This window comes from Xanthobacter sp. ZOL 2024, assembly GCF_052932325.1.
Map to the genome: position 1 here is coordinate 3,013,768 of NZ_CM128808.1, position 25,081 is coordinate 3,038,848.

General features: G+C 67.4%; 21 protein-coding genes and 1 tRNA gene. 15 read left to right on the forward strand and 7 right to left on the reverse strand.

The annotated features are described in order from the left end of the window. Window positions 1–106: 106 nt before the first annotated feature. Complete coding sequence (locus ACU4E7_RS13775) at window positions 107–1,240, forward strand: anhydro-N-acetylmuramic acid kinase (RefSeq protein ID WP_447019187.1); 1,134 nt, start codon at window positions 107–109, stop codon at window positions 1,238–1,240. 97 nt (window positions 1,241–1,337) lie between these two features. Then, complete coding sequence (locus tag ACU4E7_RS13780; RefSeq protein WP_238121553.1) at window positions 1,338–2,936, forward strand: APC family permease; 1,599 nt, start codon at window positions 1,338–1,340, stop codon at window positions 2,934–2,936. A 65-nt stretch (window positions 2,937–3,001) separates the two neighbouring features. On the opposite strand, the gene ACU4E7_RS13785 is transcribed toward ACU4E7_RS13780, so the two are convergent. Then, window positions 3,002–3,664: an alpha/beta hydrolase gene (locus ACU4E7_RS13785; RefSeq protein WP_238121554.1), complete on the reverse strand. Its 663-nt coding sequence runs from the start codon at window positions 3,662–3,664 to the stop codon at window positions 3,002–3,004. Window positions 3,665–4,050: 386 nt separating this feature from the next. Between ACU4E7_RS13785 and ACU4E7_RS13790 the strand changes: the two genes are divergently transcribed. The 6 genes from ACU4E7_RS13790 (at window position 4,051) to ACU4E7_RS13815 (ending at window position 10,025) form a co-directional block, all read left to right on the forward strand. Continuing rightward, complete coding sequence (locus ACU4E7_RS13790) at window positions 4,051–5,229, forward strand: cysteine desulfurase family protein (RefSeq protein ID WP_447019188.1); 1,179 nt, start codon at window positions 4,051–4,053, stop codon at window positions 5,227–5,229. A 48-nt stretch (window positions 5,230–5,277) separates the two neighbouring features. After that, window positions 5,278–6,750 (forward strand): Fe-S cluster assembly protein SufB, encoded by a 1,473-nt coding sequence (gene sufB / locus ACU4E7_RS13795; protein ID WP_238121556.1) that lies wholly within the window; start codon window positions 5,278–5,280, stop codon window positions 6,748–6,750. Window positions 6,751–6,834: 84 nt separating this feature from the next. Beyond that, entirely contained in the window at window positions 6,835–7,584 is a 750-nt protein-coding gene (sufC, locus tag ACU4E7_RS13800; protein WP_238121557.1) for a Fe-S cluster assembly ATPase SufC, read from the forward strand. A 10-nt stretch (window positions 7,585–7,594) separates the two neighbouring features. Then, window positions 7,595–8,899: a Fe-S cluster assembly protein SufD gene (gene sufD, locus ACU4E7_RS13805; RefSeq protein ID WP_238121558.1), complete on the forward strand. Its 1,305-nt coding sequence runs from the start codon at window positions 7,595–7,597 to the stop codon at window positions 8,897–8,899. Between the two features lie 327 nt (window positions 8,900–9,226). Beyond that, window positions 9,227–9,604 carry an SUF system Fe-S cluster assembly protein gene (locus ACU4E7_RS13810; RefSeq protein ID WP_238121559.1) on the forward strand — a complete coding sequence of 126 codons (378 nt, stop codon included), beginning with the start codon at window positions 9,227–9,229 and terminating at the stop codon, window positions 9,602–9,604. A gap of 4 nt (window positions 9,605–9,608) precedes the next feature. Next, window positions 9,609–10,025 carry a VOC family protein gene (locus ACU4E7_RS13815; RefSeq protein WP_238121561.1) on the forward strand — a complete coding sequence of 139 codons (417 nt, stop codon included), beginning with the start codon at window positions 9,609–9,611 and terminating at the stop codon, window positions 10,023–10,025. A 65-nt stretch (window positions 10,026–10,090) separates the two neighbouring features. Here the strand turns inward: ACU4E7_RS13815 and ACU4E7_RS13820 are convergent, their stop codons facing one another. Continuing rightward, window positions 10,091–13,753, reverse strand: a complete 3,663-nt coding sequence (locus ACU4E7_RS13820) for a sensor domain-containing protein (RefSeq protein WP_447019189.1) — start codon at window positions 13,751–13,753, stop codon at window positions 10,091–10,093. A gap of 235 nt (window positions 13,754–13,988) precedes the next feature. Between ACU4E7_RS13820 and ACU4E7_RS13825 the strand changes: the two genes are divergently transcribed. After that, window positions 13,989–14,390, forward strand: a complete 402-nt coding sequence (locus ACU4E7_RS13825; RefSeq protein ID WP_238121565.1) for a HesB/IscA family protein — start codon at window positions 13,989–13,991, stop codon at window positions 14,388–14,390. Window positions 14,391–14,468: 78 nt separating this feature from the next. Continuing rightward, a tRNA-Leu gene (locus ACU4E7_RS13830) sits at window positions 14,469–14,553 on the forward strand. Between the two features lie 178 nt (window positions 14,554–14,731). Here ACU4E7_RS13830 and ACU4E7_RS13835 read toward each other — a convergent pair. After that, a complete protein-coding gene (locus tag ACU4E7_RS13835; protein WP_238121566.1) occupies window positions 14,732–15,535 on the reverse strand; it encodes a hypothetical protein in 804 nt (267 codons plus the stop codon). A gap of 244 nt (window positions 15,536–15,779) precedes the next feature. Between ACU4E7_RS13835 and ACU4E7_RS13840 the strand changes: the two genes are divergently transcribed. Both ACU4E7_RS13840 and ACU4E7_RS13845 read left to right on the forward strand, forming a co-directional pair. Next, complete coding sequence (locus tag ACU4E7_RS13840; RefSeq protein ID WP_238121567.1) at window positions 15,780–16,376, forward strand: superoxide dismutase; 597 nt, start codon at window positions 15,780–15,782, stop codon at window positions 16,374–16,376. Window positions 16,377–16,756: 380 nt separating this feature from the next. Continuing rightward, entirely contained in the window at window positions 16,757–18,427 is a 1,671-nt protein-coding gene (locus ACU4E7_RS13845; RefSeq protein WP_447019190.1) for an ArnT family glycosyltransferase, read from the forward strand. 30 nt (window positions 18,428–18,457) lie between these two features. On the opposite strand, the gene ACU4E7_RS13850 is transcribed toward ACU4E7_RS13845, so the two are convergent. Beyond that, window positions 18,458–19,441, reverse strand: coding sequence for a zinc transporter ZntB (locus tag ACU4E7_RS13850; protein ID WP_238121569.1), 984 nt, complete (start codon window positions 19,439–19,441; stop codon window positions 18,458–18,460). A 91-nt stretch (window positions 19,442–19,532) separates the two neighbouring features. Further along, entirely contained in the window at window positions 19,533–20,396 is an 864-nt protein-coding gene (locus tag ACU4E7_RS13855) for an amino acid ABC transporter substrate-binding protein (protein ID WP_447019191.1), read from the reverse strand. Window positions 20,397–20,610: 214 nt separating this feature from the next. Here ACU4E7_RS13855 and ACU4E7_RS13860 point away from each other — a divergent pair, with 214 nt between their 5' ends. Genes ACU4E7_RS13860 through ACU4E7_RS13870 form a run of 3 tightly spaced genes read left to right on the forward strand, consistent with a single transcriptional unit; the run spans window position 20,611 to window position 23,196 of the window. After that, window positions 20,611–21,609 (forward strand): ABC transporter substrate-binding protein, encoded by a 999-nt coding sequence (locus tag ACU4E7_RS13860; protein ID WP_447019192.1) that lies wholly within the window; start codon window positions 20,611–20,613, stop codon window positions 21,607–21,609. Between the two features lie 10 nt (window positions 21,610–21,619). Continuing rightward, a complete protein-coding gene (locus ACU4E7_RS13865; protein WP_238121572.1) occupies window positions 21,620–22,411 on the forward strand; it encodes an ABC transporter permease in 792 nt (263 codons plus the stop codon). A gap of 2 nt (window positions 22,412–22,413) precedes the next feature. Beyond that, window positions 22,414–23,196 (forward strand): ABC transporter ATP-binding protein, encoded by a 783-nt coding sequence (locus ACU4E7_RS13870; protein ID WP_447019193.1) that lies wholly within the window; start codon window positions 22,414–22,416, stop codon window positions 23,194–23,196. A gap of 18 nt (window positions 23,197–23,214) precedes the next feature. Here ACU4E7_RS13870 and ACU4E7_RS13875 read toward each other — a convergent pair whose 3' ends face one another. Then, window positions 23,215–24,123, reverse strand: coding sequence for an NAD(P)/FAD-dependent oxidoreductase (locus ACU4E7_RS13875; protein WP_447019194.1), 909 nt, complete (start codon window positions 24,121–24,123; stop codon window positions 23,215–23,217). A gap of 151 nt (window positions 24,124–24,274) precedes the next feature. Continuing rightward, window positions 24,275–25,051: a ferredoxin--NADP reductase gene (locus tag ACU4E7_RS13880; RefSeq protein WP_447019195.1), complete on the reverse strand. Its 777-nt coding sequence runs from the start codon at window positions 25,049–25,051 to the stop codon at window positions 24,275–24,277. Between the last annotated feature and the right edge of the window lie 30 nt (window positions 25,052–25,081).

Below are 25,081 nucleotides of genomic sequence, written 5' to 3' on the forward strand. Positions count from 1 at the left end.
TGGCAAGGTGGAAAGGTGCGCTGGTGTATCAGGTCCGGCGCCGGTTTGCATCGGGCAACAGGCCGGCGGTCCCGGAACGGACCGCGACAGGGAACGGAACAGGCAGATGCGTGTGGTCGGCTTGATGAGCGGCACCTCCTTGGACGGCGTCGATGCGGCGCTGATCGAGACCGATGGGGAGGCTATCTTCTGGCTGGGCGCCGCCCAGACGCTGCCCTATGACGCGTCGACCCGGGCGCAGCTGCGCCAGGCGCTGGAAGATGCCCACGGGGTGAACGCCCGCACCGACCGCCCCGGCGTGCTGCGGGCGGCCGAGCAGCGCATCACCGATCTGCACGCCGAGGCGGTGCGGGCGTTGCTGACGCCCCTGCGCCTGTCGCCGTCGGACCTCGACCTCGTCGGCTTCCACGGCCAGACGGTGATTCATCGCCCTGATGCCGGGCTGACCGTGCAGATCGGCGAGGGCCAGCGGCTCGCCAGCGCCCTCGGGGTGCCGGTGATGGCCGATTTCCGCGCCGCCGATGTGGCCGCTGGTGGTGAGGGGGCGCCGCTGGTGCCGGTGTTCCACGCCGCCTTGGCGGCCCGGCTCGGCGGGCCCCGGCCGCTGGCCATCCTCAATGTGGGCGGCGTCGCCAACGTCACGATCGTGGGAGAGGACGGGCTGCCGCAGATGGCCTGCGACACCGGGCCGGGCAACGCTCTTCTGGATGACTTCATGGCGGCCCGCACCGGCGCGCCCTTCGATGCCGATGGCGCCTGCGCCGCGCAGGGGCGGGTGGATGAGGCGGTGGTGGCGGCGGTGCTGGAGCATCCCTTCTTCCGCCTGCCGCCGCCCAAGTCCCTCGATCGCAACGCCTTTCGCGCCTATGTGGCGGCTCGGGGCGGGCTCGATACGCTGTCGGTGGAGGATGGGGCGGCGACCCTCACGGCGCTGACGGCGGCCAGCGTCGCCAAGGTGCTGGAGCACGTGGCGGTGCCGCCGCGCCAATGGATCATCGCCGGCGGCGGCGCCCGCAATCCCACCCTGTGCGCGCTGCTGGCGGTCCGGCTCGGCGTGCCGGTGCACACGGCGGCGGCGGTGGGGTGGGACGGCGATGCGCTGGAGGCCCACGCCTTCGGCTATCTGGCGGCCCGCGCCGCGCGGGGCTTGCCGCTGACCTTCCCCGGCACCACCGGCGTGCCCCGTCCGCTCACCGGTGGCGTGCGCTTCGCGCCTTCCGCGTCGGCGGCTGGCGATTGATTTCCTGCGCCAGGCGTTTCGCGGCAGATGCGAGCGCGGTGTTTGCGGCCTAAGCTTAGCCAGGGCGGAAGCGGTCGCATCAGGGGCGTGGAAGGTCATGGGCAAGCTCAAGCGGGAGATCGGCCTCATCGGCCTGACCTTCGTCGCGGTCAGCGGCATCATCGGGTCGGGCTGGCTGTTCGCGCCGCTGCTGGCGGCGCAGCACGCGGGCCCGGCGGCGCTCATCGCCTGGCTGGTGGGCGGCATCGCCATGCTGCTGCTGGCCCTCACCTTCGCCGAGATCTCGGCCATGCTGCCGGTGGCCGGCGGCATCGCCCGGGTGCCGCAGTTCAGCCATGGCAACGTGGTGGCCATGGCCATGGGGTGGAGCGCCTGGGTGGGCTACAACACCACCGCCCCCATCGAGGTGGAGGCGATGCTGCATTATCTCGCGCCCCACCTGAGCTGGCTCTATTCGGCACCCGGCAGCGGCAAGCTCTCCTGGGGCGGGGTGGCGGTGGCCATGGGGCTCATGGCCTTGTTCACGCTCATCAACGCCTTCGGCGTGCAGGTCTTTGCCCGGGTCAACACCGCCATCACCTGGCTCAAGCTCGCCATTCCCTTCATCATCATGGCCGCCCTGATGGGCTCGCGCTTCGAGACCGCCAATTTCACGGCCCAGGGCGGGTTTTTCCCGTTTGGCGTGGCCGGCGTGTTGGCGGCGGTCTCATCGGGCGGCATCGCCTTTTCCTACATCGGCTTTCGCCACGCCATCGACATGGCGGGGGAGGTGAAGAACCCCGGCTTCACCATTCCGACGGCGCTGATCCTCTCCCTGGTGATCGCCTTCGTGGTCTATGGCGGCATCCAGGTGGCCTTCACCGGCGCCCTGTTCCCGAGCGATCTGGCCAATGGCTGGGCGCAACTGGCGCTGCCGGGCGATTTCGGGCCGCTGGGGGCGCTCGCCGCGGCGCTGGGCCTCGTATGGCTGGTGAGCCTGCTCAATGCCGGGGCGGTGCTGGGGCCGTTCGCCGGCGGCCTGGTGGCGGTGGGCTCCAACGCGCGCCTCGCTTTCGCTCTGGCGGAGAACGGCTTCTTCGCCAAGGCCTTCACCGGCGTTTCGGAGCGCGGCGTGCCCCTGCCGGCGCTGCTGCTGAACTTCGTGGTCTCTGCTTTGGTGTTCGTGCTTCTGCCCTTCCGCGAGGTGGTGCAGCTCAATTCCTCGGCGATCATCCTGTCGTTCCTGGTGGGGCCGGTGGCGGTGGTGGCCCTGCGCCACCTGCTCCCCACGGCGCGGCGTCCCATGCGGGTGCCGGCGGTGGTGCCGGTGGCCGCGCTCGCCTTCATCATCGCCACGCTCATCATCTATTGGAGCGGCTGGCCCATCGTCTGGCGGCTCGGGGTCTGCCTGCTGGTGGGGCTGCTAGTGTTCCTCGCCCGCGCCGGCCATCACGGCCTTTCCGGCCTCGATCTCAAGGAGGCCCGCTGGCTCGTGCCCTATCTCGGGGGCATGGGGCTGTTTTCGGCCCTGGGGGGCTTCGGCGGGCTTGGGGTGATCCCCTTCGGCGTCGACATGGCGCTGCTGGTGGTGTTCGGCGGCGCCATGTTCGCGCTGGCGGTGCGCGGGCGCCTCGATCAGCAGACCTTCGATCGCTACATGAAGGATGAGCCTGAGCTCGCGCATGTGGCGCGGGGGCAGGATGTGGACGCCGGCTGAGGCAGCAAAAAGCCCGCGCCTTCGAGGGGAAGGCGCGGGCTTTTTGAAAGGCGATGGAGGCGCCGTCAGGCGGCGCTGGTGCTGCGGGTGCCGGGCAGGCGCTTGTCGAGATAGGTCCCGACCACGCCCATCAGCTCCTCGGTCTTGCCATCGAAGAAGTGGTTGGCGCCGGGCACCACCTGCTGCTCGATGACGATGCCCTTCTGGGTCTTGAGCTTCTCCACCAGGGTGGCCACCGCCGAGGTGGGCACCACCGCGTCCTTGTCGCCATGCACGAACAGGCCGGACGAGGGGCAGGGGGCGAGGAAGGAGAAGTCGTAGAGATTGGCCGGCGCGGCGATGGAGATGAAGCCCTCCACCTCGGGCCGGCGCATCAAAAGCTGCATGCCGATCCAGGCGCCGAAGGAGAAGCCGGCGATCCAGCAGGCGCGGGCGTCCGGGTTCACCGACTGGGCCCAATCGAGGGCCGCGGCGGCGTCCGACAGCTCGCCTTGGCCGTGGTCGAACGAGCCCTGAGAGCGGCCGACACCGCGGAAATTGAAGCGCAGGACCGAGAAGCCCCGGTTCACGAACTGGTAGTACAGGTTGTACACCACCGGATTGTTCATCGTTCCGCCGAATTGCGGATGGGGATGAAGAATGATGGCGATGGGGGCATTGCGGGTCTTGGCGGGCTGGTAGCGGCCTTCAAGGCGCCCCTTTTCGCCGGGGAAGATGACTTCTGGCATGGACGTCCGCAACCTCTGGGTGGCGATCTCATGGAGTCTGTCCGCCGACGGCGGGCCGTCCCCGGGGGATCCGCTGGGGGCGCTGCGGGCGCCCGGCCACCGGAGCCGCTTCCGGAAAACGCCATGGCGTTCAGAAAGCTATCGGGTCGACGCTCCCGCTGCGGACGGTGCCGTACGCTGAGCGTCTTGACTTCATGACGGGCTCAACCCATCATTTTGTAATCATTCTAATATGTTCCGGATCCAGCGTCGCGGGTGTGGATTTTGCGCCAACGGGGCAACGGGCAGGAACAGTTGGAATTTGACCTATGGCTGAGATTGCTGGCAATTGCAAGTCTCCCGCCCCAGGCGTGGGGCGGAGCTGCTGAGGGTGGATCGAGACGGAAATGGGTGAGGCGCAGGCCGCCAGCGCGCGGGTCTATCTGGATCACAACGCCACCAGCCCGCTGCTGCCGCAGGCGCGGCAGGCGGTGCTCTCGGTGCTGGACGCGCCGGGCAACCCCTCGTCCGTGCATGGCGAGGGGCGGCAGGCGCGGGCGTTGCTGGAGCGTGCCCGGGGCGCGGTGGCGCGGCTGGTGGGTGGGGCGAGCCGCGGGGTGGTGTTCACCTCCGGCGCCACTGAGGCGATCGCCCTCGCTCTGCATCCGGAGCTGGAATTCGCCGGCCGTGCCCGCCCGTGCGACGTGCTGCTGGCCGCCGCGGTGGAACATCCGGCGGTGCTCAGGGGCCATCGCTTCGGCCTGATGGAGCAGGTGCCGGTGGACGCGTCCGGCCGCCTCGACCTCGATGCGCTGGAGTCGCGGCTGCGCCACCACCGCGAGGCGGGACGGCGGGCGCTGGTGGCGCTGATGGCGGCGAACAACGAGACCGGTGTGCTGCAGCCGGTGGCCCAGGCGGGCCGCCTGGCGCATGCCTATGATGCGGTGATGTTCTGTGACGCTGTTCAGGCCGCCGGCCGGCTGCCGCTGGATATGGCGGCGCTCGATGTGGACCTGCTGGCGCTGTCCGCCCACAAGATCGGCGGTCCGCAGGGGGCCGGCGCGCTGGTGGCGGCTGACGCGGATTTCCGCGTGCGCCCGCTGGTGGCCGGGGGCGGCCAGGAGCGCAATCGCCGCGGCGGCACGGAGAATGTGGCGGCCATCCTCGGTTTCGGCGCCGCTGCGGAAATCGCGGCGACCCGGGCGGACGTGGCCCGGCTGGCGGCCGCTCGCGACCGGCTGGAAGAGGCGGTGCTGGCGGCGATCCCCGGTGCCTCGGTGGTGGGAGCAGCGGTGGAGAGGTTGCCAAATACCTCAATGCTGGCTTTTTCGGGTGTTCGCGCGGAAACACTGGTGATTGCGCTCGATCTCGCCCACATAAGCGTCAGTGCCGGCTCGGCCTGCTCTTCGGGGAAGGTGGGGCCGTCTCACGTGCTGCAGGCGATGGGGGTGGATGCGGAGCGCGCCGCCGGTGCCATCCGCCTGTCATTCGGCTGGTCGAGCCGTGAGGAGGATGTGGATAGAGCGGTTGAGGCCTTGCAAAAGGTCGTGCCGCAGGTGAGAGGCCGCACCACACAAGCGGCTTGAGAACTTGACCCGCGGGCCTTGACCCCGCGTGGGAGAGGAGACGAAGGCATGTCTGCCGTTCAGGAGACCGTCGCGCAGGTCCGCGCGATCGACGTCGATCAGTACAAGTACGGGTTCGTCACCGATATCGAGAGCGAGAAGGCGCCCAAGGGCCTGTCCGAGGACACGGTGCGTTATATCTCCGCCAAGAAGGGCGAGCCGGAATGGATGCTGGCGTGGCGGCTCGACGCCTATCGCCGCTGGCTGGGCCTGCAAGAGCCCACCTGGGCGCGGGTGAGCTATCCGCAGATCGATTTCCAGGACTATTACTATTTCGCGCAGCCCAAGCGGGCACCGCAATCGGTGGACGAGATCGACCCCGAGATTCTCAAGACCTATGAGAAGCTGGGCATTCCGCTGCGCGAGCGCGACGCTCTGCTGGGCATCGAGGGCGCTTCCGGCTCGCGGGTGGCGGTGGACGCGGTGTTCGACAGCGTCTCGGTGGCCACCACCTTCAAGGCGGAGCTGGCCAAGGCGGGAGTGATCTTCTGCTCCATCTCGGAAGCCCTGCGCGAGCATCCGGACCTGGTGCGTCAGTATCTGGGCTCGGTGGTGCCGGCCTCCGACAATTTCTATGCGACGCTCAATGCGGCGGTCTTCTCCGACGGCTCCTTCGTCTATGTGCCGAAGGGGGTGCGCTGCCCCATGGAACTGTCCACCTATTTCCGTATCAACGAGCGCAATACCGGCCAGTTCGAGCGCACCCTCATCATCGCCGACGAGGGCGCCTATGTGAGCTATCTGGAAGGCTGCACCGCCCCCCAGCGCGATGAAAACCAGCTGCACGCCGCCGTGGTGGAACTGGTGGCGCTCAAGGATGCGGAGATCAAATATTCCACCGTCCAGAACTGGTATCCCGGTGACAAGGACGGCAAGGGCGGCATCTACAATTTCGTCACCAAGCGGGGCGACTGCCGCGGCGACAATTCCAAGATCTCCTGGACCCAGGTGGAGACCGGCTCGGCCATCACCTGGAAATATCCGAGCTGCATCCTGCGCGGCGACAATTCCCGCGGCGAGTTCTATTCCATTGCCATTTCCAACGGGCACCAGCAGGTGGATTCGGGCACCAAGATGGTGCATCTGGGCAAGAACACGTCGAGCCGCATCATCTCCAAGGGCATCTCGGCGGGGCGCTCCAACAACACCTATCGCGGCCTCGTTTCCGCCCATCGCAAGGCCACCGGCGCGCGCAACTTCACCAATTGCGATTCGCTGCTGATTGGCGACACCTGCGGCGCCCATACGGTGCCCTATATGGAGGCGAAGAACGCCTCCGCCGTGTTCGAGCACGAGGCCACCACCTCCAAGATCTCCGACGACCAGCTGTTCTACTGCCTGCAGCGGGGCCTCTCGCAGGAGGAGGCGGTGGCGCTCATCGTCAACGGCTTCGTGCGCGATGTGCTCCAGCAACTGCCCATGGAGTTTGCGGTGGAAGCCCAGAAGCTCATTGCGGTGAGCCTGGAAGGCTCGGTGGGCTGACACGCCCGGACCCGCGCGCGGGCCATGCCCTGCGCGTCTCGATTTTTCGCCCGGCCCGGCCGGTGCGCACCAACGGACACAGCAATGCTCGAGATCAAGAACCTGCACGCCCGCATCGGCGACAAGGAGATCATCAAGGGGCTCGACCTCACCATCCCCGCCGGCGAGGTGCATGCCATCATGGGGCCCAACGGCTCCGGCAAGTCCACCCTGTCCTACGTGCTGTCTGGCAAGCCCGGCTATGAGGTGACGCAGGGGTCGGTGACCTTCCTGGGCGAGGACCTGCTGGCCCTGTCCGCAGACCAGCGGGCGGCCGCCGGCATCTTCCTCGCCTTCCAGTATCCGGTGGAAGTGCCCGGCGTCGCCAACATGACGTTCCTGCGCTCCGCCCTCAACGCCCAGCGCCGCACCCGCGGCGAGGAGGAGATCTCCACCCCCGACTTCCTCCGCCTGGTGAAGGAAAAGGCGCCGCTTCTGGGCATTTCCCAGGAGATGCTGCGCCGGGGCGTGAATGTCGGCTTCTCCGGCGGCGAGAAGAAGCGCAACGAGATCCTGCAGATGGCGCTTCTGGAGCCGAAGCTGTGCGTTCTCGATGAAGCGGATTCCGGCCTCGACATCGACGCCCTCAAGGTGGTGGCGGATGGGGTGAATGGCCTGCGCGCGGCGGACCGCGCGTTCCTGGTCATCACCCATTATCAGCGCCTGCTCGATTACATTGTGCCCGATGTGGTGCATGTGTTCGCCGCGGGCCGCATCGTCCGCACCGGCGGCAAGGAGCTGGCGCTGGAGCTGGAAGAGACCGGCTATGCCGCCTACAGCCAGGACGCAGCGTGAGGGGGCGCCGATGAACGCCAATCTTCGTCCGGTGCGGACCGCGGCCGAGCAGAGCCTGATCGACATGCTCGACGCCCGTCTCGCTGCACCCCCCCTTGGCTCCGCGCGCCTGAACGATCTGCGCCAGGAGGCCCGGGCCGCCTTTGCCGACAATGGACTGCCGACCCGGCGGGTGGAGGACTGGCATTATACGGATCTGCGCGCGGCGCTGCGCGGCGTGTCGCCGCTGGCCGGTGATGCGGCAGAGCCGGCGGCGCCATCGGCTTTTGTGGAGGCGCTGCGCGTCACCCTTGTCAATGGTCGTCCGCAGACGCTGCCGTCCGATCTGCCGCCGGGGCTGACGCTGCTGTCGCTGGCCGACGCCATCGCGGCTGATCACCCGCTGCTGGAGCTGATCGCCAGCGACGGGCCGGCGCAATATGATGCGGCACTGGCGCTCAACACCGGCTTTCTGGGTGAGGGCATCATCCTGCACGTGGCCGCCGGCGCGCAGATTCCGCAGGCGGTGGAGATCGCCCAGCTGTTTTCCGGCGCCGAGCCGGGCTGCATCTTCACGCGGATCCTGGTGGTGGTGGAGGATGGGGCCGCGCTCCGGCTGATCGAGCGTTTCGAGGGCCCCGCCGAGCGCGCCTATCTCGACAATGCGGTGATCGAGCTGCGGCTGGGCGACGGCGCGCGGGTGGATCATGTGCGGGTGCAGGCGGAAGGCGAGGCGGCCACCCACCTGGGCACCCTCGCCACCACCCTGGGGCGCGAGACCCATTACGACCTGTTCGTGCTCACTCTGGGCGCGGCTCTGTCGCGGCTTACGGTTTATGGCCGCTTCGCCGGCCATGACAGCCACATGGGCGTGCGCGGCGCCAGCCTCCTGGCGGGGGCGCGGCACGCGGATGTGACCTTGTTCGTCGACCATGCGGTGGCGCGCTGCGAGAGCCGCGAGCTGTTCAAGACGGTGCTGGCGGACCGTGCCCGGGGCGTGTTCCAGGGCAAGATCATCGTGCGGCCCGATGCGCAGAAGACCGACGGGCGTATGATGAGCCAGGCGCTGCTGCTCTCCGACGATGCGGAGATGGACAACAAGCCGGAGCTGGAGATTTTCGCCGACGACGTGCAGTGCGGCCACGGCGCCACCGCCGGCGCGCTGGACGACACCACGCTGTTCTATCTGATGTCGCGCGGGCTGCCGGAGAAAGAGGCCGAGATGCTGCTGATCCAGGCCTTTGCCGGCGAGGCGGTGGAGTTCGTGGCGGATGCCGAGATGCGGGAGGCGATCACGGCGCGCCTCACCGCATGGCTCGCGCTGCGAGCCGGGTGAGCGTGGCGCCATGGCGGTTTCCGTAGCACCGTCCATTGGCCGATTGAGCGGTGGTGGGGCCTGGAACCGGCGGCGCCGTTCACGCTGCGGCGCGAAAACGCAAGGGCAGAGGGTACGACACCATTGCATGGCGCGCCCTTTCGCCCGATATGAACCGCGTCGATCCGTCGATGTCCCGTGCGTGCCCCGCCTCTGGTGGGCCGGAGGGGGCCGGCGGACCCTGGTGCCTAGCTCCCAAGGCCGTCGGGCCCAAGGCCGTTACACCGTTACCCGTTTGACCGCAGCCCGCCATACCGGCGCCGGGCCCACGGCACAGGACGTGTTCGCATGACCCAGACCAACGCCACCGAGGCCACCAACAACCAGCCGCTGATCCACTCGGCCATTCCCGAGGCGGAGCTGACGCAGCTGACCGATGGCATCGTTGCCGCCCTGAAGACGGTGTTCGACCCCGAGATCCCGGTGGACATCTACGAGCTTGGCCTCATCTACAAGGTCGACATTGCCGACGACCGGTCGGTCGCCGTGGAAATGACCCTCACCACCCCCAATTGCCCCGCCGCCGCCGAGCTGCCGGGCATGGTGGAAAATGCCATCTGCGCGGTGCCGGGGATCTCCGGCGTGAAGGTGGACATCACCTTCGATCCGCCGTGGGAGCAGAGCCGCATGTCGGATGAGGCTCGCGCCACGCTCAATCTGTGGTGATGCCATGGACCGGCCGCCACCGCCCGGACGGGTGCTGGAGACCGGTCTCTACGTGGACGATCTCGCGCGCGCGGCGCATTTTTACGAACATGTGATCGGCCTCGTGCCGATGCGGGCGGATGCCCGCTTCATCGCCTATCCCGTGGGCGGAACGGTGCTGCTGCTGTTTCGTCGCGGCCAGAGCGACAGCCCCATCGGCCTGCCGTTCGGGGGCGTCATCCCGCCCCATGACGGCTCTGGGCGGGTCCATTTCGCCTTCGCGGTGGCACATGTCGCCCCCTGGCGCCGGCATCTCGCCTGCCACCAGGTGCCCATCGAGGGTGAAGTGGTCTGGCCCGGGGGCGGGGAGAGCCTCTATTTCCGGGATCCGGACGGACATCTGGTGGAAGTCGCCAGCCCCGGTCTGTGGCCGAACTACTGAGCACCGAACAACCGGGCAACGAACCACCAAGCGCGCCCCGCTCGCGGTTCGCGGCCGCTTCGGGATCAGAGCGCCGACGGCACGACCTTGCGGGCAAACAGACGCTCCAACTCCTCCGCCGGCCGGGGGCGGCTGAACAGGTAGCCCTGGCCGAGGTCGCAATTGCGATCCCGCAGGAAGTCGAATTGTTCCGGGGTCTCGATGCCTTCGGCCACCACCTCCAGCCCCAGGGCCTTGGCGACGGCGATGATGGCCACTGTGATCTCGCCGTCGGCCGCCGATTGCGGCAGGTCGCGCACGAAGCTGCGGTCGATCTTCAGCTTGGCGATGGGGAAGCGCTTCAGATAGCCGAGCGACGAATAACCGGTTCCGAAGTCGTCGAGGGCGATGCGCACCCCCATGTCGGCCAATTGCTGACACTTCTGCTCGGCGGCGGCGCGGGCCTCGAACAGCATGCTTTCGGTGATTTCAACTTCTAGGTGCTCGGCGTCGAGCCCGGTGCGCGCGAGCACTTCCTCGATGCGTCCACACAAGGTGTCGCGGCTGAACTGGCGCGGCGAGAGATTGACCGCCACATAGTCACAGACCGTGCCGTTCTCCAGCCAGGCGACCATCTGCCGGCACGCCTGCTCCAGCACCCAGTCGCCGAGCTGAACGATGAGGCCGGTCTCTTCCGCCAGCGGAATGAAACGATCCGGCATGATGAGGCCGTGGGTGGGGTGGCGCCAGCGCACCAGCGCTTCCACCCCGAGGATCCGCCGGCTGGCGAGGTCGACGCAGGGCTGGTAGTGCAGCTCGAACTCCTCGCGCACCAGCGCCCGGCGCAGCTCGGTCTCCATCTCGATCCGGCTCTTGGCCGCCTGGGTCAGCGCCTGGGTATAGAAGCTGGAGGTGCCCCGGCCGTTGTCCTTGGCCTCGAACAGCGCGGAATTGGCATGCTGCACCAGATGCTGGGCGCTGTCCGCGTCCTCCGGATAAAGGCTGATGCCGACGCTGGCGCCCACATAGACCTCGGTGCCGTCGGGGAACAGGTAGGGCTCGGCGAGGGTGTTGATGATGTCGCGGGCTATGGTGCCCGCCTCCTCGGGCGACTTCAGATCCTCGACGATCACCAGGAATTCGTCGGCTCCATAGCGGCCGACGCTGGCGCGGGCGCCGATGACGAGGCGCAGGCGTTCCGCGCACATGCGCAGCACCTGGTCGCCGGCCATGTGGCCGAAACTCTCGTTCACCGTCTTGAAGCGGTCGAGGTCCACGCACAGCACCGCGCAATGGGCGGTGGGCCGGTTCACCGCATGATCGAGCAGCGAAGCCAGGAGCGTGCGGTTGGGCAGATCCGTCAGCGGATCGTAATGGGCGATGTGATCCAGCTCGAATTCGGAGCGTTTGATCTCGGTGATGTCGTGGAAGGCGCCGATGTAGTTCTGCGGCTTGCCGGCGCTGTCGATGACGGTGCTGATCATCAGCTGCTGCAGGAACACCTCGCCGTTCTTGCGCCGGTTCCAGACCTCCCCCTGCCAGCTGCCCTCATCGAGGATGGCGTGCCACATGGCGCGGTAGAAGGCGCCGTCGTGGCGGCCCGAGCGCATGAGGCGCATGTTCTGGCCCACCACCTCCGCTTCCGTGTAGCCGGTGATGCGGGTGAAGGAGGGGTTGACGGTGGAGATCACCCCGTCGAGGTCGGTGACCACAAAGCCTTCATGGGAGTTCATGAATACGGCGGCCGCCAAGCTCAGGCGCCGTTCGGTCTGCTTGCGTTCGGTCACGTCCGCCAGCATGCCCACCAAGCGATCCACATGCCCGTCGTCACCGTGGCTGGCAAAGCCGCGCAGGGTGAATTCATGGTAGGTCTGGTCCTTGTGCCGGATGCGCAGATCGATCTCGAACTGCTGCGATGCACCGGAGCTGAGCTTGTGCCAGGCCTCGCGGAAGCGATCGCGATCATCATGATGGATGAGGGACGCCCAGAGAGCCCTGAGATCGATGGGTTCGTCGGGGCCGAGGCCCAGCAGCACGCGCCCGCGGGGTGAGATGTAGAGGTGTCCGCTGTGGCGGCTCCAGTCCCACACACCTTCCTCGGTGCTGCGGACCGCCAGCTCGAACCGCTGCTGGCTCTCCTTCAGTGCGCTGTCCTGGGCCCGGCGCTCGGAAATGTCCTGCCCCACCATGATGAAGTAATCCGGTGCGCCATTGTCGTCGCGGGCCAGGGAGGTGGTGCAGGTCATCCAGAGGCTGGATCCGCTCTTGCGCAGGTAGCGCTTCTCCATCTGCACATTGGTGACGCCGCCCCCGAGCAGCCGGGCGCGGCCCTCGACCACCTCCGCGGCATCCTCACCAACGCGCACCTGGGAGCAGGGCATGCCCTCCAGCTCCGTCCGCGAATAGCCGAGCATGGTGCACAAGGTGCCGTTCACCCGCAGGAACCGGTCATCGAGGCCCACATGGGCGATGCCCACGGCCGCCTGCTCGAAAGTGGCGCGAAACCGCGTCTCCGCCTGGCTGAGCGCCCGCGCCTGCGCGATCATGCGGCTCGAGGCGCGCCGCTTGATGGTTTCGTTGACCGCCGCGCCGATGGCGAAGGCCAACAGTACCGCGAGCCCGGAGACCGCCGCCGACAGGGCCGCGATGGTGCGGGCGGAGCTGAGTACCTCATCGGTGCTGATCTTCGCGACGATTTCCACCGGTGTGCCAGGGACCGCCCGCCGGATGGCCAGCACCCGATCGCCGAGATGGTCGCGGCCCACATGGGGCGGGTCCTGATCCGTGGTGACGCTGGCGAAATCGTAGATGTGCGGATCAATGGGGGTGGTGAGCGGCTGCGCTCCGCTGTGGCGTTGCGGCGTGGTGATCAGCCACCCCTTGTTCTCCACTGGCCGCATCATGAACACATCGGTGGAGCGCGAGCCCCGCATGCCGATGGCGAGGGTCGGGTAGAGGAAGTCGGAGGCCGCGTTCTCGCTCAGCAGCGCGCCTTCCAGCCCACCGCCCTGCTCGGGCGGCGCCAGGATCGGGACCAGAATGCCGTGATGGGTGTCGAGATCGGCTGCGGTCCACAGCGGCACGAAGGTCGGCTGGCGGTCGCGCCGCATCTGCGCCAGCAGCGTGGGCAGCTCGGGTGGAATGGTGGAGCCCTCGGCGCTGGTGCTCAGCCGGCGGCCCTGGGGATCGAACAGTTGCAACGCGGTGAAGCCGAAGCTCTTGGCATCATCGGCGAGCATCGCGCGGGCTTGCGTCTGCAACTTTTCATTGTTAGTGCTGGCTGGCGCTCGCAAAAGCTTCACAAGCTGGACGATCTCGGGGGCGATCGCGATGGCGTGGGTGGTGCCGAAGGCCTGCTCCCGCTGGCGTTCAAGCGCGCGCAGCTGGATGTCGGTGAGGCTCTGCAGATAGCGCTGGTTGTCCACCAGCAGGCGCTGCGCCGTGACCCGGTAAGTGTAGGTAATGGTGAGCAGGACGCCGATGCTGAGCAGAATGGTGATCACGAGGATCGGCAACACCCGCAGTTGAAAGCTCCTGGCTCCCGGCCCCGCCTTGGCGATGCGTTCGAGGGTGAAAAACAGCAGAACCGAGGTGATGGCGATGAACACACCGTTGGTGTAAGGCGCAACGGTTCCGGCAACGCGGGGGCAGACGAACACGGTCAGCAGCACGTCGGACAGCAGCAGCCAAATGGTGGCGCCTATCGCATAGGCGATGGTCAGGCGAAGAATTTGGCTGTGTACGATCATGGAGCGCCGGGAGGTCGGTCCCTTCGGGAGAGGGGAACTGCACGGAAGCGGAGACTCCCGCCGGAACGGGAGCCTAACGTTCTAGTTTTAAAGCTAAAACTTGACCATATGCCACAGGCGAAGAGGCCAAGGATTGGCGGGCATCGTTACTCTGCGCCTTGTGGGTGGCGCCCACATCCACCATTTAGGTGAAGATCCGCGCTCGCATCGCCTGGGCGCCGGCCGGAGTTGCATCATGAGTGACACTTCCCCTCCTTCTGCGAAGACGCGTGCGCGTCCTGCTGTTCTGAGCATCACCGAGGCCGCAGCTGCGCGCCTGCACGAGATTCTGTCGCAGCAGGAGGCGGGTGCGGCCGTGCGGCTCGGTGTGGCCAATGGTGGCTGCGCCGGCATGTCATACACGATGGAGTATACGAACGAGATCGCGCCTTTGGATACCGTCGTGGAGGAAAAAGGTGTGCGCGTCGTGATTGATTCCAAGGCGTTACTGTTTCTGCTGGGCACCGAGATGGACTTCAAGGAGGACAAGCTCGCGGCTCAGTTCGTGTTCAACAATCCGAATCAGGTTTCCGCCTGTGGCTGCGGCGAGTCCGTCTCGCTGGTGCCGGCGGATGCGTCTGCGGTTGGCGACGCCTGAGGCGGGACGACCCATCGCGCAGTTGGCGCGGCGCGGCAGACCCGCTAAGAAGCCCAGCGCGCTGATGCGCGCCGCGTTGTGGGCGTGGCGAAACTGGTAGACGCAAGGGACTTAAAATCCCTCGCCTTTAGGCGTGCGGGTTCGATCCCCGCCGCCCACACCAGGGCCCGGGTCGCTTCGGTTCTGGTCGTTTGAATGACTCCCCGCCGCGAACGAGCCTGTGGCCGATCGGCGTCTCGCATGGCGGCCGCTGGCGCTGCGCGGCTGCGACCCGGCTCATCAGGACACGCCCGTTGAATCAGGCTCGGCGGGCGACCTCTGGCGCCCGCCGTCTCGCGCACCTACTGGGTGCGCGCCACGTGGTCGCGCAGTTCCTGCAGCGAGGCGAAGCGCACCACGCCATCGGGCAGCTCCGCCTGAATCGACCCATCCGAATAGAGCGTATAGGCCATGCCGCCGACGATGCCGGATTTGAGGATGCGCGGCTCCTCGGGTGCCGGCTCGGCTTCGACCGCCGGTGCGGCGGGCTTTGGTTCGCCCGTCCGGGGCGGCGGCTCATAGCCGGTGCGGGGCAGGGGCGGCAGGGCCGGTTCGGGCGTCGGCCGCGGCGGTGCCTCGCCACGGCGGGCAAGGTGCGCCCGGCGCGCGTCGAGCATGGGATCGGCCACCGGGGCCTCCACCGGACGGGCCGGCGGAGCGCGGCGGGGCTGGGGCTCCTGCGGGGGAGCCGAGGTGGCTTCGGGCGGCAGCAGGTCTTCCACCGAGAGCGCGGGGGCGCGGCGCTGGGGTTCGCGGCTCACGGTGCGCACCGGCTCGGCCGGCGGCGCCTCCTCGATGGCGGGCTCCATCGCGTCGTCCATGGGGATCTGGGGCGCGAGGGCAGGTTCGTCCTCCATCTCCTCATCCATATCGGGCGCGCCGCCGCGGCCGCGGGCGATAGCGGTCTCGATGCGCTGGGACAGGCGCTCCATCTGTCGCAGCACCAGGCCCATGGCGATGATGACCAAGCCGCCGGATGCCGCAACCGCGCCCGTCGTGATCAGCGTGTTGCCGAAGGTGGAGATGAAGATGGAGACGCCGAGGGCGATCACCGAGACGCCGGATAGCGTGATCAGCACACCGAGAAGGACTAAAAACCACCACATCCCGCTACCCCATTTCACTGAACCGGCATGGCGCGGCTCGCGCCCGGAAGGCGCCCCCATACCCCAATGGGGACGCATCGTATGCATAGGCGTGGTGGCGCCCACAAAATTGGCGAGATCAAGGTTGTTTGGAGACCGGCCCGGCCCTATCTAGGTCCCAGCTCGGACGCTCTGCACCTGCCGACCAAACCGACATGGGGCCCTTGCGTCGAGCCTGTCGCCGGATCGTTTGCGGAGATGTTTCATGTCCTTTACGCTGCCCGACCTGCCGTACTCCTATGACTCTCTCGCCCCCTTCATGTCGCGGGAGACCCTCGAGTACCACCACGACAAGCACCACCTCGCTTATGTGAATAATGGCAATAATCTCTTAAAGGGAACTGAATTTGAAGGGAAATCCCTTGAGGAGATCGTGAAGGGCTCGTTCGGCAAGAATGCCGGGCTCTTCAACAATGCCGGCCAGCACTACAACCACCTGCACTTCTGGAACTGGATGAAGCCCAACGGTGGCGGCGCCATTCCCGGTGAGCTCGAGAAGAAGATCATCGAGGACATCGGCTCGGTCGAGAAGTTCAAGGAAGACTTCGTCGCCGCCGGCACCACCCAGTTCGGCTCCGGCTGGGCCTGGCTGTCCGTGAAGGACGGCAAGCTCGAGGTCTCCAAGACCGCCAATGGCGAGAACCCGCTGGTGCACGGCGCGACCCCGATCCTCGGCGTCGACGTGTGGGAGCACTCCTACTACATCGACTACCGCAACCGGCGGCCCGACTACCTCAAGGCGTTCGTCGACCAGCTGGTCAACTGGGAGTATGTGGCGGAGCTGTACGCCAAGGCCGTCTGATCCCGGCCGACGTGGAATGAAACGCCCCGGCCATCGGCCGGGGCGTTTTTTTGGCCTCGATCCCCTCGGGACCCGCCGGAGTCATGGCGTGCGATGCAATAACCGCCTGGGTTGCGTCTTTTTCTCACCTGCCATTGAGCAGCAGTAGCAATACCCCTCCAGATTGGAGCAAATGCCGCGTTCGCGGACGTAAAAAACCGCAATTTGGGCCACCCCCGGCATAATCTTGTTGCAGTTCCAAGTTAGCCGATCTTATGTGCGCTCTCCTTCGCGAGACGGACCCGAGACGCGACCCTGCGGCGTGCCGCAGGTGGTGGTGGGATAGGGACGGCGGCGGATGGGCGCTCAGTTCAGGTGTCTCGTTTTGGGGTCCTCCGTCCATGTGGGTGCTGCTTAACAGCCGGCGGCCGGGTGCGCGCGCTGATGCCTGTTCCATCGCTTTGCTGCTGGTGCTCGCGGCCATTGCCGCATTCACCTTCGCCGACTACGGGCTCGGCTGGGATGATTTCACCCATTCCCAATACGGCAGCCTGCTCTACAACTATTTCGCGTCCGGGCTGACCGACCGGAAGGTCTTCTCCTTCGTCAACCTCTACTATTACGGCGGCGGCTTCGACGTGATCGCCGACATGCTGGCCAAGGTCCTGCCGTTCGATGTGTTCGACATCCGGCGCTTCCTGGGGGCGGCGGTGGGGCTGGCGGGCTTCGTGGTGGTGTGGCGGCTCGCCCGGCGTCTGGCGGGCCCGGTGGCGGGTTTCGCGGCCATCGCCTTGCTCGCCATCTGTCCCCTCTACTATGGCCATATGTTCATGAACGCGAAGGACATTCCCTTCGCTGTGGCGGTCATCGGCCTGATCTATGCGGCGGTTCGCGCGTTTGATGAGTTCCCCAATCCCACGCCGCGCACGGTGACTCTGTTCGGCATTTTCGCCGGCCTCGCGGTGGGCACGCGGGTGGTGGGGGGGATGACGGTGATCTATCTCGCCCTGGCCCTGGCCTTCGTGTTCGTGAGCGAGTGGCGCAGCCAGGGTCTGCGGGCCAGCGCCGCGCGTATGGGGCGGTTTGTGCTGCTGCTGGCGCTGGGGCTGCCGCTCGCCTACTTCGTGCTCGGCATGGTGTGGCCGTGGGGCGTGGCCCAGCCGGACAATCCCTTCCTGGCGTTGAAATATTACTCGAAGTTCTGGGAAGTGCCGTGGCGCGAGATGTTCGAGGGGCGGCCGATCCTCGTGCCCGACATGCCGCGCAGCTATGTGCCGACCCTATTCTCGGTGCAGATGCCGGAGCTGTTCCTGGGGCTGGCCGTGGCCGGAGCGGTGGGGTCTGTGGTGGCGGTGTTCGCCGGCCGCGACACGCCGGCGCGCCGCGCGCGGCTCATTCTGGTGGTGATGGCCGCCCTGTTCCCCATCGCTCTGGTGGTGACGACCCGGCCGGTGGTCTACAACGGCATCCGCCATTTCGTGTTCGTGTCGCCGGCTCTGGCGGTGCTGGCCAGCCTCGCCGCCGCGTGGCTGTGGCGCAAGGCCGAGGCGCTGCCGGGTCTGGTGCGTGTCCATCTGGGGGCGTGGCAGCCGAGCCGCAGCGCCGTGGGCCGCGGCGCGCTGGCAAGCGTCTTCGTGGTCGGAGTGCTGTTCCCGGCCGCCAACTTCTTCAAATTGCACCCTTACGAATATACCTATTACAACCACATCATCGGTGGCATCCGCGGCGCCCAGAAGATGTTCATGCTCGATTATTGGGGCCTGGCGTTCAAGCAGGCCACTGAAGAGCTTGATGAATATGTGGATGCGCACACGCGGACCCTGCCGCAGGGGCGCAAGCTGCGGGTGGCCGTGTGCGGGCCCTATTTCGCCGCCGCTGCCGAGTTGGGCCCGCGCTACGAGACCACCTATGACAGCCGGCATGCCGACTTCTATCTGGCGCTGGGCGAGTTCTATTGCGCCGACGTCAAGGCGCCGGTGCTGGTGAAGATCGAGCGCGATGGCGTCACCTACGCCCGCGTGTTCGATGTGCGCGGCCGGCCCTTCCCCAGCGTGTTCGCCGCCGGCCAGTAGCCGGCGGTCCGAGGCCGCTGGGCGGATCGCTCAGATCCAGCGCAGGCGGCGGAATGCCCACAGGAAGAAGCCGCCGAGCCCCAGCAGGATCACGCTGACGATCCAGAAGCCTTCGCCATCCGTGGAGCCGGGAATGCCGCCCACGTTCATGCCGAACATGCCGGAGATGAGGGTGAGCGGGGCGAACACCACGGTGACCACCGCCAGAACCAGCATGGATTGATTCATCTGCTCGGCGCGCCGGTCCACCATCTGGTCGCGGATCACGGCGGCGCGCTCGCGCACGCTGTCCAGCTCCTCGGTGAAGCGGGTGACGCGGTCCGCCGCATCGCGGATGCGGTTGCGGTCCTTGGGGCCCAGCCAGTCGTCGTCTTCCAGCGAGAAATGGTTGAGCGCCTCCCGCTGCGGGGCGATGTGGCGCCGCAGCTTGATGGCCACCCGCCGCAGCACCGCAACCTGGCGCAGCAGCTCGGAACTCTCCGCGGACTGAACCGCATCCTCGAGCTCGTCCGCCTCGTCGATCAGGCTGTTCACCACCGCATCGAGCCGGTCCACCAGCCGCATGGACAGTTCGGCGATGAACTCGCCCTGGCTGCGCGGGCAACGGCCGCGCTTGAGCATGTCCTCATAATCGGCAATGGCCGACAAGGGTTCGTGCTGCACGGAGATGATGCGGCGCGCATCCACCCACAGGTGGACGGTGATCAGCTCCTCGGGCAGTGCATTGCGTTGCAGATTGATGCCGCGCAGGGAGAGCAGGGCGCCATCGGCGAACACTGCGCAGCGCGGCCGCGCCTCCGATTCCACCAGGGCCTCCACGGCGGAGGGATCCACGCCGCTGGTCTGCCGCAGCCAGACTTGGTCGGCCCGCTCGATGTGGCGGAAGTGAAGCCACAGGAAGCCGCCCTCGGCGATGGGCGTGCGCAGGATCTCATGCCAGCCGATGCGCGTTCCGGCCCCCTTGCCGTCGAAGGACCAGGCGGTCAGCAGGCCTTCAGCGTCGAGCGTGTTCATGTGCGTTCCGTGTGCGGATCAGTCGCCTCCCCTTGGCACGATTGCATGAAGGGGAAAAGGCGGTACCGCAGGGGAGAGCGGAAACCCTCTGCTATTTCGGCACGCCGTTGATCACGAACAGGGCGTTCAGGAATTGGTCCGGCGGAAATTCGCCGAAGGTGCGGGCATAGATCTGGCGGATCTGCTCGCTGCGGTAGAGATCGGCCAGGGTGCTGTCCACCAGCAGACGAAACGCCTGGTCACCCCGGGGCAGGGCCAGGGCATAGGTCTCGAAAGTGAAATACTGGTCCGACAGGGCCAGGCTGCCGGCATAGGGGCTGTTGGTGATGAGGTAGTGCAGGATGCCGCGGTCGCCGAAATAGGCATCGAGCTTGCCATCGGCGAGCTGGCGCAGGCCCTCCGGATGGTCGGAAACCGCCACCACGTCCGCCTTCACCCGCATCTGCGCCAGGGTGGAGCGCAGCGTCTCCTCGGTGGTGGTGCCCTTCAGCACCCCCACCTTGCGCCCCTCCAGCTCTTCGAGCCCCTTCACCGGCTTGCCGCGGGTGACGACGCCGGCGCCATCGAGAAACGTGGGCAGGGAGAAATCCACCAGCGCCCGCCGCGACATGGTCATGGAGCTGGGCTCGCACAGCACGTCTATCTTGCCGTCGTGCACCGCCTGGAACCGATTCTCGGCGGAGACCTCGACATATTCGATGTTCAGCTTCGGCAGCTTGAGGGCCCGCTGCACGTTGGCCGCCACCTCCCGGCACAGATCGACAATGAAGCCCGCCGGCTTGCCGGTGCTGGCGGCATAGGAATAGGGCGGGGCGAAGTGGCGATAGCCGATGCGAATGGTCTTGTCGGCGGCGATGCGGTCGAGGGTCTGGGCCGATGCCGCGCCCGCCAGCGCCGGCGTGGCGAGTACCAGCAGCACCATCACAAATCGCAGTCGGTCCCTCAGTGCCGCCATGTCGCCCCCCTTGCGCTGTCGTGTCCGATGTTCTGGCCAATCGCGCGGCATGCTGCCATTGCGCGCGGCAAAAGGCGAGGCCGCCAATGCGCCGCTTGGTCGCGGCGGTGGCGCCTGTGTGCACTTGCGGAAAAGACCGGAATGGGCGCAGCTATATTTCATTGAATATAACATGGGTGGATCGCGCCCGCCCGCCATTTCATGAGGTTGGTTCATGCAAGCTTTGCTTTCGCGCCGGCAGATGCTGGGCACGCTCGCCGCGGCGGGCTGGGGAGTGGCCGGGGCCGGGCTGGGCCGGGCCTTCGCGGCGCCGGCGACCGGCCTCGAGGTGCTCGGTGCCCCGAATGGCTCGACCGTGGTTCTGGCGCGGCTGATGGCCTCTGGCGGCCTCGCTGCGGCGGCCCCTGGTGCCACCTTCCGGCTGTGGCGCGATACGGATGACCTGCGCGCCGCCATCGTATCCGGTCGTACCCGCCTGTTCACCACGCCCACCCATGTGCCGGCCAATCTCGCCAATCGCGGCCTGCCGCTCAAGCTGCTGTGCATCCTGTCCATGGGTCATCTGACGGTGGTCAGCGCCGACCCGAATATCAAGGATATCAAGGATCTCGCCGGCAAGGACGTGCTCGGATTCTTCCGCAACGATATGCCGGATCTGGTGTTTCGGGCCTGCCTGAAGGGCGCCGGCATGGATCCCGACAAGGATGTGAAGCTCACCTATGTGCAGACCCCGATGGAGGCGGCGCAGATGCTGGCCGCCGGGCGGGTCACCACGGCCGTCTTGTCGGAGCCGCCGGCCACGGCCGCCATCATGATGGCGAAGCAGGCGGGCCGCCCGCTCTATCGCGCGGTGAACCTGCAGGACGTCTGGCGTGCGCAGCATCACGGCCTGGGCCTGCCCATGGCCGGTGTCGCGGTGCATGAGAAGCTGATCGAGGACAATCCGGAGGTCATGGCAGCGCTGCGCGCGGGCCTTGGTCCGGCCCGCGACTGGGTGCTCGCCAATCCCGGCCCCGCCGGTGAGCTGGCGCAGGCCCAGATGGGGATGAAGGCACCGGTTTTCTCCGCCTCCCTTTCCCATTTCAATGTGGTGGCGGATGGCGCCAAGCAACTGCAGGCGGGCCTGGTGGCGTTCTACGAGACCATTCTGGCCATGCAGCCGGAAGCGCTCGGCGGCAAGCTGCCGCCGGACGATTTCTATCTGAGCATGTGAGGGGGCCGCCATGCCGGCCCATGCAGGCAAGATGGCACGGTGGGGCTGGGGCGCGTTCGGGGTGGCGCTGCTGGCGGCCGCCTGGCAGTGGGGCTTCCACGCCCTCGGCCCCTTCGTGCTGCCCTCGCTCCAGGAGACGGGGCGCGCCCTGTGGGCCTTGATCGTGGAGGGGGCGGCGCTGCCGGCGCTGCTGGCCACCGCGGGCCACGCGCTGGGCGGCTTCGCGGTGGGCGGCGCGGTGGGGCTGCTGCTCGGCCTCGCCGGGGGGCTGGTGATGCCGGTGGGCGCCATGGCGACGCCGGTTCTGATCATGATTCTGGGCACGCCCCCCATCGCCTGGGTGGTTCTGGCGCTCTTGTGGTTCGGCCCCGGCGGCGCCGCGCCGGCCTTCACGGTGGCGGTGACCGCGGCACCCATCGTGTTCCTGGCGGCGATGCACGGGGTGCGCAGCCGCGATCCCCGGCTGGAGGAAATGGCCCGGGTGTACCGGGCGCCGCTGTGGCAGCGCACCACGGATCTCATTCTGCCGGCGCTGGCGGGGCAACTGGTGCCGGCGCTGGCGACCGCGCTGGCCTTCTCCTTCAAGGTGGCGGTGATGGCCGAGGTGTTGAGCGGTGCTGATGGGGTCGGGGGAGGTATCGCCAATGCGCGGGCCTATCTCGACCTCGCCCAGACCATGGCCTGGATCGTGCTCGTGGTGGTGGTGCTGCTGTGCGCCGATGCGATTCTGCTGGCGCCGCTGCGGGGCTGGCAGGCGGCGCGCAGCGACCGGCCGCAGGTGCTCGCGGCGGCAGGGGGCTGACCATGCTCGCATTCGATGAGGTGCGCCTCGCTTATGCCGATGGGGTGGTGCTGGATCGCATTTCGCTGGCGGTCCGGCCCGGCGAACTGGTGGTAATCCTGGGCCGTTCTGGCTGCGGCAAGACCACCTTGCTGCGTCTTGCCGCCAAGGCCGAACGGCCGAGCGCCGGCCGTCTGGCCAATGGCTTCGACGATATCGCCATGGTGTTTCAGGAGCCCCGCCTGCTGCCGTGGGCGGATGCGCGGGACAACGCCGCCTTTGGGCTCAAGGCCCGGGGCGTTGCCCGTGCCGCGCGGCGGGGCATGGCCAACGACATTCTCACGCGCTTCGGCTTCGCTCCGGCGGATCTCGACAAGCGGCCGTCCGCCCTGTCCGGTGGCATGCAGCAGCGCGTCGCCATCGCCCGGGCGCTGGCCGTGGCGCCGCAGCTGGTGCTGATGGACGAGCCGTTCTCGGCGCTGGATGTGGGGCTGCGCCAGGACCTGCAGGGTCTGGTGCGCCAGGAGGTGGAGCGGGCGGGAACGGCGGTGTTGTTCGTGACCCATGACATCGCCGAGGCGGTCCGCCTCGCCGATCGGATCGTGGTGCTGTCACCGCGCCCGGCGCGGGTGGTGGCGGATGTGGCCCATGTGCCGGTCAGCGAGCCCAGCGCCATCTATGCCGCCGCCGCGGCGCTGCTGCGCCGGCCGGAGGTGGCGCAGGCGCTGTCGACGCAGCCCGCCGCGCCGGCCCGAGGCCTTGGGTGCGTACCGCTGGGCCGCCTGGAACCCCTGCCGGGAGAGTGATTTAAGAGACCTTCACGGTTACGGTGCGGTGACGGCGCCCCGCACCCGATCCACGAAGCGGGCGACGGCATCCTCCTCCAGTGTGCGTTGAATCGCCTTGGCGGCAACGATGCCGTCGGCCATGGAGGTCACGCAGCACGGGTGCATGCGCTGCGCCAGTTCGCCGATGGCATAAAGGTTGGGGATGGAGGTCTGGCACGCGGCATCGGTCTCCACGAAACCGCGCGGCGTGCGGGCGAGTTCGAGATCCCGCGCATAGGGCAGGTAGGGCTCCCAGCCATAGAGCACCACCAGGCGATCATAGGCCCGGTCGGCGACCGCCGGCGTTTCCGGTTCCACCGCATAGGGGCCGAGGCGCACGTCGCTGGCCGGCACATTCTCCAGGAATTCGCGACGTGCGCGGATGGTGCGGGCGTAGATGTGCACCGTCGTGGCGCCGCGCTTGCGCACGAAGATGTAGTTCTCGAAGGCATTGTCGCCGCCGCCGAGGATGGCCACGTGCTGCCCTTCAAACGCGGCATTGAACATGGTGCGGCCGGGACCGATGAGCACCTGCTCGGACGCCGAAAGGCCGCCCTTCACCGGTCGCACGCCGCTCGCCAGCACCGCGGTGCGTGCCAGGATCAGGGCGCCGTTCTCTGTGGTGACGCGGAAGCCGCCCGCCACCACCTCGAGGCTGGCCACCGCTTCGCCCCGGCGGCAGACGATGCTATGGCTCGCGAGGTGGGCATCAAGGTCATGGGCCACCTCATATCCGGTCTTGCCCATGACCGAGGCGATCCACTCGTTGGGATAGGGATTGTCGTTCTGCAAACCACCGAGGGCAGGCCGGCGCTCGATGAGGCAGGGGCGGAATCCCAGCATCTTGAGCCACAGGGCGCAGGAGGCCCCGGCCGGTCCGCCTCCGATGATCACCGCATCGAACATGCCCGTGTCGTCCCGCGCCCCCGCGTGCGACCCCGGCCGAACATCGGCCGTGGAAAAGCGGCCCCGAACATCGACGCCTCGGATGCAGACTAAGCGAGGATGGGCGGCGCGGCCATAGAGCCGCGACCCTTTGGGCGACCGCGGCCTCGCCTCAGCGCTCCACGAACGCCTTCTCGATCACATAGTGACCCGGCGCCGACTGGCTGCCTTCCTGAAAGCCGCGCTCTTCCAGAATGGCCACCATGTCCTTCAGCATCTGCGGGCTGCCGCAGAGCATGAGGCGATCCTCGGCCGGCGACATCACCGGCAGGCCAATATCGGCGAAGAGCTTGCCGGAGGTGATGAGATCGGTGAGGCGCCCCTGGTTGCGGAACGGCTCGCGGGTGACCGTGGGGTAGTAGATGAGCTTCTTCTTCACCTCTTCGCCGATGAACTCGTTGTTCGGCAGCTCGTTGGTGAAGAAGTCCTCATAGGCGAGCTCGGCCACGGTACGGGTGCCGTGGATGAGAATGATCTTCTCGAACCGCTCGTAGGCGTCCGGATCCTTGGTCACCGAGAGGAACGGCGCGAGGCCGGTGCCGGTGGAGAGCAGGTAAAGGCGCTTGCCGGGCAGCAGGTTATCTTGAATGAGCGTGCCGGTGGGCTTGCGGCCGACCAGGATCTTGTCGCCCACTTTCAGATGCTGCAGCCGCGAGGTGAGGGGGCCGTTCTGCACCTTGATGGAGAAGAACTGCAGCTCTTCCTCGTAATTGGCGCTGGCCATGGAATAGGCGCGCAGCAGCGGGCGGCCGTCCACCATCAGGCCGATCATGGTGAACTGGCCGTTCAGAAAGCGCAGGCCCGGATCACGGGTGCAGGTGAAGGTGAAGAGGTTGTCGGTCCAATGATGGACGCTGGTGATGGTCTCTTCGTTGAAATTGCTGCTCATCTCGAAATCCGACGCGGCGAGCCCGCACGG